Annotated in this window: 5 protein-coding genes; all 5 read left to right on the plus strand. The window is 56.3% G+C overall.

The window, feature by feature from the left end:
• Positions 1-33 precede the first annotated feature (33 nt).
• The 5 genes from P8S54_RS16585 (at position 34) to P8S54_RS16605 (ending at position 15,970) form a co-directional block, all read left to right on the plus strand.
• A complete protein-coding gene (locus tag P8S54_RS16585) occupies positions 34-2,211 on the plus strand; it encodes a type I secretion system permease/ATPase (protein WP_281442612.1) in 2,178 nt (725 codons plus the stop codon).
• The gene (locus P8S54_RS16590; RefSeq protein WP_281442613.1) at positions 2,211-3,641 is read left to right on the plus strand and encodes an HlyD family type I secretion periplasmic adaptor subunit; all 1,431 of its coding nucleotides are present in this window, start codon (positions 2,211-2,213) and stop codon (positions 3,639-3,641) included. The genes P8S54_RS16585 and P8S54_RS16590 overlap by 1 nt, the downstream gene beginning before the upstream one ends.
• The gene (locus tag P8S54_RS16595) at positions 3,641-4,267 is read left to right on the plus strand and encodes a response regulator transcription factor (RefSeq protein ID WP_281442614.1); all 627 of its coding nucleotides are present in this window, start codon (positions 3,641-3,643) and stop codon (positions 4,265-4,267) included. Before P8S54_RS16590 ends, P8S54_RS16595 begins: the two co-directional genes overlap by 1 nt.
• 202 nt (positions 4,268-4,469) lie before the next feature.
• The gene (locus P8S54_RS16600) at positions 4,470-7,922 is read left to right on the plus strand and encodes a retention module-containing protein (RefSeq protein WP_281442615.1); all 3,453 of its coding nucleotides are present in this window, start codon (positions 4,470-4,472) and stop codon (positions 7,920-7,922) included.
• Positions 7,923-7,969: 47 nt separating this feature from the next.
• Positions 7,970-15,970 carry an Ig-like domain-containing protein gene (locus tag P8S54_RS16605; RefSeq protein ID WP_281442616.1) on the plus strand — a complete coding sequence of 2,667 codons (8,001 nt, stop codon included), beginning with the start codon at positions 7,970-7,972 and terminating at the stop codon, positions 15,968-15,970.
• Positions 15,971-15,975 lie beyond the last annotated feature (5 nt).

Genomic DNA, 15,975 nt, shown 5'->3' on the forward strand with positions numbered 1-15,975 from the left:
ATATTCATATTTCGGAAGGAAAATGAGGTTTCTGTGACGCAAAGTCAGCTGAGAGTGTCTGAAGCTGCCCGTAGTAATGGGCAGGAGCCAAGCGATGAACTGTTGGAATGTTTGAAAACGGTTGCTTCCTATCATCAGCATGAAGTGTCATCTGAGGCTTTAAAGGCTGGTTTGCCGTTAGAGCAAGGCAAGCTTATTCCATCAGTATTTGGACGAGCAGCTTCACGGGCAGGGTTAACCGCCAGAATTGTAAAAAGCAATTTGTCAGCGCTTAATCCCGCCCTGTTTCCTGCGATTCTATTGCTGGAGCCTGGTCGCGCGTGCGTCCTTTTAGGGCTAGACCTTAAACAGCAAAAAGCACGGGTTATCTTTCCAGAGCTTTCAGAGGCTGATTTAGAGGTGCCTTTGGAGGAGCTGTATTCTGGTTACAGTGGCGAGGCAATCTACGTACGGCCTAAGTTTCGCGTTGACAGTACTTCAGAACCTGGCGTTAAAAAGCGCCGAGACCAGCACTGGTTCTGGGGGGTCATTCGTGAGAGCAGGCGGCTGTACCGCGATATCGTGCTTGGCTCAATTGCTATTAACATGTTTGCTTTGGCGATGCCGCTGTTTGTGCTCAATGTCTATGATCGCGTAGTGCCTAATCAGGCGACGGAGACCCTCTGGGTGCTCGCATTAGGTATTTTTATTGTGTTGTGTTTCGACTTGGCACTGCGCCTAATGCGCAGTAGTTTTGTTGATTTGGCGGCTAGTCGTGCTGATGTAAAGCTCTCCTCTTCAATCATGGCTAAAGTGCTAGGGATGCGCTTGGAAGAGCGTCCAGCGTCTACTGGCTCTTTTACGGCAACACTTCAGTCGTTTGAGTCAGTGCGTGCGTTTATCGGATCCGCGACGGTCATAGGCATTGTTGATTTGCCCTTCGTACTGCTTTTTGCCGCCATTATTGCGTTAATTAATCCTTGGTTAGTGCTACCTGTACTGGTGGGTATCGTATTTGTGCTGCTTTATGCGCTGGCCGCGCAAGGCAAGCTCCACGAGCTTTCACAAACCACCTGGGAAGTGGGTGCACAGCGTAACGCGCTCTTAGTCGAGTCGGTCTCGCAGCTGGAAAATGTAAAAGCATTAAGGGCGGAAAGTCGGATTCAACGCCACTGGGAAAAAGCGTCTGCTTTTCTTTCAAGAACCTCTGCTCAACTACGTTTGGTGAGCACATCAGTCTCCAATGTTGCTCAATGGGCCCAGCATAGCGTAGCGGTGTGCGTCATTATTGTGGGTGTATACCAGATCATTGAGGGCAACCTGACTCAGGGTGGGTTAATTGCGGCTTATATGCTTTCGTCTCGAGCGATGGCGCCTATTAGTCAAGCCGCCGCTTTATTAGCGCAGTATCACCAGTCTTCAACGGCATTAGAGGCGTTGAATAACGTGATGGGTAAACAGGTTGAGCGTCACGAAGGTAAAGCTTATGTAGAAAAGCCCAATGTTGCTGGCAGCATCCGTTTGGATAAAGTCACGTTACGCTACCCTGATGAAGAGCGCGAAGCGCTGCGAGATGTTTCTATTTCTATAAAAGCGGGCGAAAAAGTTGCTTTGCTGGGCCGTATTGGTTGCGGTAAGTCTTCTCTCAATAAGCTTTTATTAGGATTTTACCAACCCACATCGGGCGCGGTGCTCATTGATAACGTCGATATTCGTCAATTAGACCCTCTTCAGCTGCGTCGTCACATTGGTTATGTACCTCAAGATGTAAGCCTTTTCGCTGGCTCATTGCGCGACAACATTGTGGCAGGCGGCGGAAGCGACCGCATAGATGATGAGGCGCTACTAAGAGCTATCGAAATCGCTGGCTTAGAGTCATTGGTGAATAGCCATCCTAATGGCATTGATCTTCAGGTAGGCGAGCGTGGACAAGCCCTCTCTGGTGGGCAGAAACAGGCAGTCGCTATTGCCAGGGCGATGGTGCAAGACCCTCCTGTTCTATTATTGGATGAGCCTACTAGCTCGATGGATAACGCCAGCGAAGAGGCGTTTAAGGCCAATCTCACCAAAGTAGCCGCAGGTAAAACGATATTGGTGGTGACACATCGCACTTCGTTACTCTCTCTTGTGGACCGTATCGTTGTTATGGATGCCGGTAAGGTAGTGGCCGATGGCCCTCGTGATACGGTAGTTGAAGCATTGCGGAAAGGGCAGATTGGGAGGGCGTCGTAATGACTAAGAAACCCTCTTCAACCTCAGAACAAAAAGGCTTCGAAGCCATAGGGCGTTTCTCGGAAAAAGGTCAAAAACCGTTTCGCCCCTTTATGGATCGCCTATTCGCACGGCGTGTTACTTCTGCGCATCTCAGTCGTGACTGGGCGAGTGATACTGACTGGGCACGAATGCAGCAAGAGCCTATTCGAGCTCGGGTTTTTCTCTATACCGTTTTGCTTACCATTATCTCGCTTATCACGTGGGCTTATTTTGCCCCGATTGATGAAGTAACTCGTGGGGCGGGGCGGGTAATTCCTGCTAGCCAGTTACAGCGTATCCAGTCGTTTGATGGTGGCGTGGTCGAGCAGATCAGGGTAAGGGAGGGGCAGGTGGTCAGTGCAGGCGAAGTGCTTATGCAAATTGACCCCACTCGGTTTGTGTCAGACTTTCGTGAAAACCGAGCACAGCGGTTTGCGCTGGAAGCCCGGGCGGAGCGCTTACGCGCGTTAGCAACTAATACAGCGTTTGAGCCTTCCGAGGAGTTACGCCAAGAAGTGCCTGGTATTGTTATGCAAGAGCGCGATGTCTACGAAAGCAGACGAGAGGAGCTTAGAGAGCAGGAAACAGTGCTGAATGATCGCATTCGTCAGCGCCGTGAAGAGCTCAGAGAAGCACAGGCACGCAGAGATACTGCACAACGCGAAGCCAATATGGCTGGCCAAGAGCTGAACTTAACCCGGCCGCTACTTGCCTCAGGTGCTGTTTCAGAAGTAGAGGTGCTTCGTCTGCAGCGTGAAGTTTCCAGAGCGACCGGCGAGCGTAATCAAGCAGATGCAGCCGTATCACGCTTAGAGGCCGCCGTAGAGGAAGCCCAAACACAGCTACGAGAGCTAGGGGCAGAACGAAGGAGCGAGTGGCGCAACGACCTGGCGCAAGTCTCAGGTGATCTCAATGCGCTCCAGCAATCGGGCACGGGTTTACAGGATCGCGTGCGACTGACCGAAATTCGTTCGCCTGTAGATGGTGTGGTCCAGCGGCTTCACATCAACACTATCGGTGGCGTTGCTCAGCCTGGCCAAGAGGTTGTCGAAATTGTGCCCAGTGATGAGCAGTTGCTGGTAGAGGCGCGAATCGCCCCCCAAGATATTGCGTTCCTGCACCCTGGGCAGTCGGCGACTATTAAGCTTACTGCCTACGATTACGCCATTTTTGGTGGGCTGCAGGCAGAGCTTGATCACATTAGTGCGGACACTATCACTGATGATGATGGCAATACCTTCTACTTGGTGCGTGTGCGCAGCACGGAAGATGAAAACATCGCCGAGCGGCTTCAGGTCATTCCTGGCATGACGGCACAGGTAGACATTGTGACAGGTAAGCGAACGGTGATGCAGTTCCTGCTTAAGCCTGTCTTAAGAGCATGGCGAGATTCCATGGGGGAGCGCTAATGAAGCACTGGTTTATAACAACAGATGGCAGCCTAAAAGCCCGTTGGAAAAAAGCGTTCCCCGAGGCGACTGCGTCGACACCTAATACGCTGAGTGACCAGCTCAAGCCCAACGATGTGGTTTGGTTGCTAACAACGCTTGAAGATTGGAATGCCCTCACCACCACAGTGACCGCAAAAGGAGCAGTTGCAGTAGTGATGAGCTACGCGCCTGATGATCGAGAAGCCTTGAAAGCACTCGATCTTGGTGCGAGAGGCTATGTACATACGCTCGCGGCTTCTGATGTGCTTAGGCAAGTTGCGCTGGTGGTTAGCAATCAAGGGGTGTGGGTGGGGCAGGCGCTGCTGGCTAAAGTATTGGGTGGATCATTCAAAGCACTGCAACAGCAAGGTGAGGGGAATGCTTTCCAATATAGCGAGTGCCTGGAACAATTGACCGAACGGGAGCGCGGTGTGGCACTCGCGGTTGCGAAAGGTGCTACTAATAAAGAAGTAGCACGCCAGTTAGATATTACTGAGCGTACGGTGAAAGCGCATCTAAGCGCTATTTTCAAAAAGCTAACGGTGCGTGACCGTTTACAGCTGATATTAAAGCTGGCGCCTGTTTCTGAACAAACAGCCAATTAATAGCCCTCACTATAAGCTAGTTACTCTAATGAGATAGTCTGTTGATACCTGAAGCGCGCCTCCTCATAAGGCGCGCTTTTTTGTCCATCGGTACAATACTTTTCTGTTGTCTTACCTCCTAGTATCGACATATATGCCGCTATTCAGTCTGGTGCCAATTTACTAGAACAGTGGCTCTACATTTGTGATCGAGGAGTGACACATGGCAGCTGCAACCATTATTGCAATTTCTGGCCAAGCTTGGGCGCGTGATGAAGCAGGTAATATTCGCGAGTTGCGTATTGGTGATGTGCTGCAAGAAGGCGAGGTCTTAATTACCTCTGCCAATGGCCAAGTGCAGCTAGATTTTGCCGACGGCAGCGGCGCCAATGTCGTCGAAGGTGGTCAGGAAGTTGCCGTCACTCCTGAGTTAGACAGTGATCTCATCGTAGCGACAGAAGACGCCAGTGCGATGGATGATGACCTTGAGGCACTTTTGTCAGCATTAGATGATGACGGTGACCTACTCGAGCTACTTGATGCCACTGCAGCAGGTGCTGGCGCCGGTGGTGGCGGCGGTGGCGGGAGTAGCTTCGTGCGCGTTGCGCGAGTCGCGGAAGAAACCGACCCGTTGGCCTTTAGCACTGACGGAGGCCTAGACGGTGCGGAGTTCGTTGAGTTTGGTGGCGGAGCCGTCGCGGTTGCCACTGATGATGCAGACACTGTCGTTGTTGATACTACTCCTCCCACACTTACTGTCGACGCCCCCAGCGGCAACGACAATACGCCGATAATTACCGGCACTTCCAGTGAAGTTGGCGGCACGGTCACAGTCATCGTCACCGATGCTGCAGGCAATACCCAAGAGCTAGAGTCAGTGGTGGGATCTGACGGCACGTGGAGTGTTGAAGTAACCACGCCGCTAGCCGAAGGCGACTACACCGTAGATGCCAGTATTACGGATGCGGCGGGTAACACAGGCACTGCTTCTGGTGGCGGTGTGATCGACACTACTGCACCTTTACTCACTATTGACGCACCTAGTGGCAACGACACCACGCCGACGATCAATGGTACCTCAGACGAAATTGGCGGTACCGTGAGTGTTGTGGTTACAGACGCAGCAGGCAATCGCCAAGAGCTGGAAGCAGTAGTCGGCGATGACGGCACTTGGAGCGTGGAGGTAGAAACTGCGCTGGCCGAAGGCGACTACACCGTAGATGCCAGCATTACCGATGCGGCGGGTAATACGGGTACGACTAGTGACACAGGAACGGTCGAAACCGTTGTTAGCGAGCTCACCGTGACCGCCGCCGTGGACAACGGCGACGCCACCCTGGACATCAGCGGCACCAGCGTTGACGTGGCCGCCGGCAGCGTGGTGGCGATCACCATCACCGACCAGAACGGCAACACCGTGACTGCCCAAGCCACCGTGGGTGCCGATGGCAACTACCTGGTTGAAAACGTCAACGTGGAAAGCCTGACCGACGGCCCGCTGACCATCGACGCGGTGGCGACCGACAACAACGGCAACACCATTGAAGCTGACACCAGTGCGGTACTGGATGCGGTTGAATCTGCGCTGAGCGTGAATGCCACCGTGGATAACGACGCCGCGACGCTGGACATCAGCGGCAGCACCACGGATGTGCCTGAAAATGGTGTGGTGAACATCACCATCACCGACCAGAACGGCAACACCGTGACTGCCCAAGCCACCGTGGGTGCCGATGGCAACTACCTGGTTGAAAACGTCAACGTGGAAAGCCTGACCGACGGCCCGCTGACCATCGACGCGGTGGCGACCGACAACAACGGCAACACCATTGAAGCTGACACCAGTGCGGTACTGGATGCGGTTGAATCTGCGCTGAGCGTGAATGCCACCGTGGACAACGACGCCGCGACGCTGGACATCAGCGGCAGCACCACGGATGTGCCTGAAAATGGTGTGGTGAACATCACTATCACCGACCAGAACGGCAACACCGTGACTGCCCAAGCCACCGTGGGTGCCGATGGCAACTACCTGGTTGAAAACGTCAACGTGGAAAGCCTGACCGACGGCCCGCTGACCATCGACGCGGTGGCGACCGACAACAACGGCAACACCATTGAAGCTGACACCAGTGCGGTACTGGATGCGGTTGAATCTGCGCTGAGCGTGAATGCCACCGTGGATAACGACGCCGCGACGCTGGACATCAGCGGCAGCACCACGGATGTGCCTGAAAATGGTGTGGTGAACATCACCATCACCGACCAGAACGGCAACACCGTGACTGCCCAAGCCACCGTGGGTGCCGATGGCAACTACCTGGTTGAAAACGTCAACGTGGAAAGCCTGACCGACGGCCCGCTGACCATCGACGCGGTGGCGACCGACAACAACGGCAACACCATTGAAGCTGACACCAGTGCGGTACTGGATGCGGTTGAATCTGCGCTGAGCGTGAATGCCACCGTGGATAACGACGCCGCGACGCTGGACATCAGCGGCAGCACCACGGATGTGCCTGAAAATGGTGTGGTGAACATCACCATCACCGACCAGAACGGCAACACCGTGACTGCCCAAGCCACCGTGGGTGCCGATGGCAACTACCTGGTTGAAAACGTCAACGTGGAAAGCCTGACCGACGGCCCGCTGACCATCGACGCGGTGGCGACCGACAACAACGGCAACACCATTGAAGCTGACACCAGTGCGGTACTGGATGCGGTTGAATCTGCGCTGAGCGTGAATGCCACCGTGGATAACGACGCCGCGACGCTGGACATCAGCGGCAGCACCACGGATGTGCCTGAAAATGGTGTGGTGAACATCACCATCACCGACCAGAACGGCAACACCGTGACTGCCCAAGCCACCGTGGGTGCCGATGGCAACTACCTGGTTGAAAACGTCAACGTGGAAAGCCTGACCGACGGCCCGCTGACCATCGACGCGGTGGCGACCGACAACAACGGCAACACCATTGAAGCTGACACCAGTGCGGTACTGGATGCGGTTGAATCTGCGCTGAGCGTGAATGCCACCGTGGATAACGACGCCGCGACGCTGGACATCAGCGGCAGCACCACGGATGTGCCTGAAAATGGTGTGGTGAACATCACCATCACCGACCAGAACGGCAACACCGTGACTGCCCAAGCCACCGTGGGTGCCGATGGCAACTACCTGGTTGAAAACGTCAACGTGGAAAGCCTGACCGACGGCCCGCTGACCATCGACGCGGTGGCGACCGACAACAACGGCAACACCATTGAAGCTGACACCAGTGCGGTACTGGATGCGGTTGAATCTGCGCTGAGCGTGAATGCCACCGTGGATAACGACGCCGCGACGCTGGACATCAGCGGCAGCACCACGGATGTGCCTGAAAATGGTGTGGTGAACATCACCATCACCGACCAGAACGGCAACACCGTGACTGCCCAAGCCACCGTGGGTGCCGATGGCAACTACCTGGTTGAAAACGTCAATGTGGAAAGCCTGACCGACGGCCCGCTGACCATCGACGCGGTGGCGACCGACAACAACGGCAACACCATTGAAGCTGACACCAGTGCGGTACTGGATGCGGTTGAATCTGCGCTGAGCGTGAATGCCACCGTGGATAACGACGCCGCGACGCTGGACATCAGCGGCAGCACCACGGATGTCGCCTGAAAATGGTGTGGTGAACATCACCATCACCGACCAGAACGGCGAACACCGTGACTGCCCAAGCCACCGTGGGTGCCGATGGCAACTACCTGGTTGAAAACGTCAACGTGGAAAGCCTGACCGACGGCCCGCTGACCATCGACGCGGTGGCGACCGACAACAACGGCAACACCATTGAAGCTGACACCAGTGCGGTACTGGATGCGGTTGAATCTGCGCTGAGCGTGAATGCCACCGTGGATAACGACGCCGCGACGCTGGACATCAGCGGCAGCACCACGGATGTGCCTGAAAATGGTGTGGTGAACATCACCATCACCGACCAGAACGATGAAACCGTGACTGCGCAAGCCACCGTGGATGCGGATGGCAACTACAGCGTTGCCGACGTGGACGTGAGCGAGCTGACCGACGGCCCGCTGACCATCGATGCGGTTGCGACCGACAACAACGGAAACCCAGTCAATGGCAGCACCACTGCCGAGCTGGATGCGGTTGAGTCTGCGCTGAACGTGAATGCGAGCGTGGATAACGATGCTGCGACGCTGGACATCAGCGGTAGCACGACGGATGTCGCCGAAGGCACCGTGGTGGCGATCACCATCACCGACCAGAACGATGAAACCGTGACTGCGCAAGCCACCGTGGATGCGGATGGCAACTACAGCGTTGCCGACGTGGACGTGAGCGAGCTGACCGACGGCCCGCTGACCATCGATGCGGTTGCGACCGACAACAACGGAAACCCAGTCAATGGCAGCACCACTGCCGAGCTGGATGCGGTTGAGTCTGCGCTGAACGTGAATGCGAGCGTGGATAACGATGCTGCGACGCTGGACATCAGCGGTAGCACGACGGATGTCGCCGAAGGCACCGTGGTGGCGATCACCATCACCGACCAGAACGATGAAACCGTGACTGCGCAAGCCACCGTGGATGCGGATGGCAACTACAGCGTTGCCGACGTGGACGTGAGCGAGCTGACCGACGGCCCGCTGACCATCGATGCGGTTGCGACCGACAACAACGGAAACCCAGTCAATGGCAGCACCACTGCCGAGCTGGATGCGGTTGAGTCTGCGCTGAACGTGAATGCGAGCGTGGATAACGATGCTGCGACGCTGGACATCAGCGGTAGCACGACGGATGTCGCCGAAGGCACCGTGGTGGCGATCACCATCACCGACCAGAACGATGAAACCGTGACTGCGCAAGCCACCGTGGATGCGGATGGCAACTACAGCGTTGCCGACGTGGACGTGAGCGAGCTGACCGACGGCCCGCTGACCATCGATGCGGTTGCGACCGACAACAACGGAAACCCAGTCAATGGCAGCACCACTGCCGAGCTGGATGCGGTTGAGTCTGCGCTGAACGTGAATGCGAGCGTGGATAACGATGCTGCGACGCTGGACATCAGCGGTAGCACGACGGATGTCGCCGAAGGCACCGTGGTGGCGATCACCATCACCGACCAGAACGATGAAACCGTGACTGCGCAAGCCACCGTGGATGCGGATGGCAACTACAGCGTTGCCGACGTGGACGTGAGCGAGCTGACCGACGGCCCGCTGACCATCGATGCGGTTGCGACCGACAACAACGGAAACCCAGTCAATGGCAGCACCACTGCCGAGCTGGATGCGGTTGAGTCTGCGCTGAACGTGAATGCGAGCGTGGATAACGATGCTGCGACGCTGGACATCAGCGGTAGCACGACGGATGTCGCCGAAGGCACCGTGGTGGCGATCACCATCACCGACCAGAACGATGAAACCGTGACTGCGCAAGCCACCGTGGATGCGGATGGCAACTACAGCGTTGCCGACGTGGACGTGAGCGAGCTGACCGACGGCCCGCTGACCATCGATGCGGTTGCGACCGACAACAACGGAAACCCAGTCAATGGCAGCACCACTGCCGAGCTGGATGCGGTTGAGTCTGCGCTGAACGTGAATGCGAGCGTGGATAACGATGCTGCGACGCTGGACATCAGCGGTAGCACGACGGATGTCGCCGAAGGCACCGTGGTGGCGATCACCATCACCGACCAGAACGATGAAACCGTGACTGCGCAAGCCACCGTGGATGCGGATGGCAACTACAGCGTTGCCGACGTGGACGTGAGCGAGCTGACCGACGGCCCGCTGACCATCGATGCGGTTGCGACCGACAACAACGGAAACCCAGTCAATGGCAGCACCACTGCCGAGCTGGATGCGGTTGAGTCTGCGCTGAACGTGAATGCGAGCGTGGATAACGATGCTGCGACGCTGGACATCAGCGGTAGCACGACGGATGTCGCCGAAGGCACCGTGGTGGCGATCACCATCACCGACCAGAACGATGAAACCGTGACTGCGCAAGCCACCGTGGATGCGGATGGCAACTACAGCGTTGCCGACGTGGACGTGAGCGAGCTGACCGACGGCCCGCTGACCATCGATGCGGTTGCGACCGACAACAACGGAAACCCAGTCAATGGCAGCACCACTGCCGAGCTGGATGCGGTTGAGTCTGCGCTGAACGTGAATGCGAGCGTGGATAACGATGCTGCGACGCTGGACATCAGCGGTAGCACGACGGATGTCGCCGAAGGCACCGTGGTGGCGATCACCATCACCGACCAGAACGATGAAACCGTGACTGCGCAAGCCACCGTGGATGCGGATGGCAACTACAGCGTTGCCGACGTGGACGTGAGCGAGCTGACCGACGGCCCGCTGACCATCGATGCGGTTGCGACCGACAACAACGGAAACCCAGTCAATGGCAGCACCACTGCCGAGCTGGATGCGGTTGAGTCTGCGCTGAACGTGAATGCGAGCGTGGATAACGATGCTGCGACGCTGGACATCAGCGGTAGCACGACGGATGTCGCCGAAGGCACCGTGGTGGCGATCACCATCACCGACCAGAACGATGAAACCGTGACTGCGCAAGCCACCGTGGATGCGGATGGCAACTACAGCGTTGCCGACGTGGACGTGAGCGAGCTGACCGACGGCCCGCTGACCATCGATGCGGTTGCGACCGACAACAACGGAAACCCAGTCAATGGCAGCACCACTGCCGAGCTGGATGCGGTTGAGTCTGCGCTGAACGTGAATGCGAGCGTGGATAACGATGCTGCGACGCTGGACATCAGCGGTAGCACGACGGATGTCGCCGAAGGCACCGTGGTGGCGATCACCATCACCGACCAGAACGATGAAACCGTGACTGCGCAAGCCACCGTGGATGCGGATGGCAACTACAGCGTTGCCGACGTGGACGTGAGCGAGCTGACCGACGGCCCGCTGACCATCGATGCGGTTGCGACTGACAACAACGGAAACCCAGTCAATGGCAGCACCACTGCCGAGCTGGATGCGGTTGAGTCTGCGCTGAACGTGAATGCGAGCGTGGATAACGATGCTGCGACGCTGGACATCAGCGGTAGCACGACGGATGTCGCCGAAGGCACCGTGGTGGCGATCACCATCACCGACCAGAACGATGAAACCGTGACTGCGCAAGCCACCGTGGATGCGGATGGCAACTACAGCGTTGCCGACGTGGACGTGAGCGAGCTGACCGACGGCCCGCTGACCATCGATGCGGTTGCGACCGACAACAACGGAAACCCAGTCAATGGCAGCACCACTGCCGAGCTGGATGCGGTTGAGTCTGCGCTGAACGTGAATGCGAGCGTGGATAACGATGCTGCGACGCTGGACATCAGCGGTAGCACGACGGATGTCGCCGAAGGCACCGTGGTGGCGATCACCATCACCGACCAGAACGATGAAACCGTGACTGCGCAAGCCACCGTGGATGCGGATGGCAACTACAGCGTTGCCGACGTGGACGTGAGCGAGCTGACCGACGGCCCGCTGACCATCGATGCGGTTGCGACCGACAACAACGGAAACCCAGTCAATGGCAGCACCACTGCCGAGCTGGATGCGGTTGAGTCTGCGCTGAACGTGAATGCGAGCGTGGATAACGATGCTGCGACGCTGGACATCAGCGGTAGCACGACGGATGTCGCCGAAGGCACCGTGGTGGCGATCACCATCACCGACCAGAACGATGAAACCGTGACTGCGCAAGCCACCGTGGATGCGGATGGCAACTACAGCGTTGCCGACGTGGACGTGAGCGAGCTGACCGACGGCCCGCTGACCATCGATGCGGTTGCGACCGACAACAACGGAAACCCAGTCAATGGCAGCACCACTGCCGAGCTGGATGCGGTTGAGTCTGCGCTGAACGTGAATGCGAGCGTGGATAACGATGCTGCGACGCTGGACATCAGCGGTAGCACGACGGATGTCGCCGAAGGCACCGTGGTGGCGATCACCATCACCGACCAGAACGATGAAACCGTGACTGCGCAAGCCACCGTGGATGCGGATGGCAACTACAGCGTTGCCGACGTGGACGTGAGCGAGCTGACCGACGGCCCGCTGACCATCGATGCGGTTGCGACCGACAACAACGGAAACCCAGTCAATGGCAGCACCACTGCCGAGCTGGATGCGGTTGAGTCTGCGCTGAACGTGAATGCGAGCGTGGATAACGATGCTGCGACGCTGGACATCAGCGGTAGCACGACGGATGTCGCCGAAGGCACCGTGGTGGCGATCACCATCACCGACCAGAACGATGAAACCGTGACTGCGCAAGCCACCGTGGATGCGGATGGCAACTACAGCGTTGCCGACGTGGACGTGAGCGAGCTGACCGACGGCCCGCTGACCATCGATGCGGTTGCGACCGACAACAACGGAAACCCAGTCAATGGCAGCACCACTGCCGAGCTGGATGCGGTTGAGTCTGCGCTGAACGTGAATGCGAGCGTGGATAACGATGCTGCGACGCTGGACATCAGCGGTAGCACGACGGATGTCGCCGAAGGCACCGTGGTGGCGATCACCATCACCGACCAGAACGATGAAACCGTGACTGCGCAAGCCACCGTGGATGCGGATGGCAACTACAGCGTTGCCGACGTGGACGTGAGCGAGCTGACCGACGGCCCGCTGACCATCGATGCGGTTGCGACCGACAACAACGGAAACCCAGTCAATGGCAGCACCACTGCCGAGCTGGATGCGGTTGAGTCTGCGCTGAACGTGAATGCGAGCGTGGATAACGATGCTGCGACGCTGGACATCAGCGGTAGCACGACGGATGTCGCCGAAGGCACCGTGGTGGCGATCACCATCACCGACACCACCGGTGCCACGGTGACCGCAGAAGCCACGGTCCAAGCGGACGGCAGCTACAGCATCGACGGCGTAGACGTGAGCAGCCTGCAAGACGGCCTGCTGACCATCGAAGCGGTTGCGACGGATAACAATGGTAACGAAATCGAAGCGGATACCAGTACCGAGCTGGATGCGGTTGAGTCTGCACTGAGCGTGAATGCCAGCGTGGATAACGATGCCGCGACCCTGGACATCAGCGGCAGCACCACGGATGTCGCCGAAGGCCAGGTGGTTGCGCTCACCATCACCGACACCACCGGTGCCACGGTGACCGCAGAAGCCACAGTCCAAGCGGACGGCAGCTACAGCATCGACGGCGTAGACGTGAGCAGCCTGCAAGACGGCCTGCTGACCATCGAAGCGGTTGCGACGGATAACAATGGTAACGAAATCGAAGCGGATACCAGTACCGAGCTGGATGCGGTTGAGTCTGCACTGAGCGTGAATGCCAGCGTGGATAACGATGCCGCGACCCTGGACATCAGCGGCAGCACCACGGATGTCGCCGAAGGCCAGGTGGTTGCGCTCACCATCACCGACACCACCGGTGCCACGGTGACCGCAGAAGCCACAGTCCAAGCGGACGGCAGCTACAGCATCGACGGCGTAGACGTGAGCAGCCTGCAAGACGGCCTGCTGACCATCGAAGCGGTTGCGACGGATAACAATGGTAACGAAATCGAAGCGGATACCAGTACCGAGCTGGATGCGGTTGAGTCTGCACTGAGCGTCGTGGCCGCAGTAAACCACGCCGACGCGATTATAAATATTCGTGGTAGTAGCGAGGACGTTCCTGCAAACAGTGAAGTGACCATCACCATCACCGACCAGAATGGCAACACCGTGACGGCGACGGCAATAGTTAACATGCATGGTGATTACAGCGTTGCTAACGTTGACGTCAGTGGTTTAGTGGACGGTGAGCTGACCATTATTGCTACAGCCACGGATAATAATGGTAACCAAGTTGATGCTGATACTTATGTAGAACTCGACACGACTCCACCGACGCTGAGGGTGGATGCGCCGGACAGCAATGACACCACGCCGACCATTACCGGTACGTCCGATGAAATCGGCGCGATGGTGACCGTGGTGGTGACGGATGCCAATAATGTTGAGCAAACCCTGACTGCAGTAGTACTTGCTGACGGCACATGGAGTGCAGAAGTGACTACGCCACTTGCAGAGGGTGTCTACGACGTAGGTGCGAGCGTAAGTGATGTGGTAGGTAATGTTGCAACTGCAGAAACAACCGGCGAGATCGACTTAACACCACCGGTAATCGCGTTCGATGATTTACCAACGAACACCAACAATACCATGCCTGATATTACCGGAACGTCCGATGAAATCGGCGCGACGGTGACCGTGGTGGTGACTGATGCAAATGGTGTAGAGCAGACGGTTACAGGGGTGGTACAAACTGATGGCACGTGGTCAGTAAGCCTAGTTCGTCCATTGTCGGTTGGTGATTACACTGCTAAGGCCTCTGTTAGTGACGCTGTGGGCAACGAAGCCACTGCGGAGGCTGATGCGCCTGGCCTCATTTTGCCATCGGTCTCCATTACCGACTTTGCGCTGCGGGAAGAGGAGGGTGTGGAAGTCACCTCGTTGATTTGGGATGGAGAGCTTTCCAATAGTCAGTTTGGTGTTACCACAGAGCTGGCAAATACCAATAATGGCGTGACGGGTCGCTTGACTAATAATGATGTTGCTAGAACTATTAACTTGTCTATAACCAGTGTCGATGGCAGTAACTCAACTGCTTTAATGGCTGTGGGCGATACTTATTTGGTGTCTTGGCAAACAGTAAATAGGTCTGGTCAAATTAATGGAAACTTCGAAGAAGTAATGGCGGTTACTCGGTCTGATTACTTCTCTTTTACCGGTGAAGCGAGAGACATACTGGTATTGCAAGGAACTGTAAATGGCAATTTAGTTTCGGTCGTGATCGATTCTAACGGCGTCCAAACAGGCTCCTACGGATGGTTTGGCGGGTGGTCAGGTACTGAATATATTATCAACGATCTTTATGACACGGATGTCGGCTTCCGAGAGTTCAGTGTTAACGGCACTGGTATGCCGAACTCCAGTGTTGAGATCTTCCAGATTGATGAAAGTGGCAATGAGCAGGCGCTTGGCACTACGACAATTGATGCCAACGGTAACTGGAACTTTGACGTTGGCTCGCTGGTAGGCCGTACCGGGCAGCTTAAGGTGAATTCAGTAGATCAGTTTGGTAATGAGTCCACTGATATCAAAGACTTTATCTTTGGAGAAACCAATATTGCCAACACGCTGGAAGGCGGTGAGGGTGACGATCTTATTGTTGGCGGTTTGCAGGATGATACTCTGAGAGGTGGTGATGGTGACGATATCCTTTATGGAGAAGCTGGCAACGACATTCTAATCGGTGGTGCCGGCAACGACATCTTGATCGGTGGGGATGGCAACGACATCTTCCTCTGGGAAGCGGGAGATGAGGGGGAGATAGGTAATGCTGCCGTTGATGTGGTTAGAGATTTTGGTAATGGCGATAATGCCTTGGATATTCGTCAGCTGTTGGATTATAAGAGTGAAGACTCGCTAGCTGATTACATCGTCGCTGAGCAGGAAGGCGACGACACTGTGCTCTATCTCAACTCCGAGGGTAATTTGGGCAGCGATAAGAATAATGCAGATCAGGTGATTCGCTTGGAAGGTAAGAGTTTCGCTGACTTTGGTGGAGCGGATTCTTCTTCACAAGATGTAATTCAATACATGATCAATAACGGCAAGCTTGACATCGAGTAACCACC

Source organism: Halomonas sp. M1, from assembly GCF_029581375.1.
Lineage (GTDB): Bacteria > Pseudomonadota > Gammaproteobacteria > Pseudomonadales > Halomonadaceae > Vreelandella.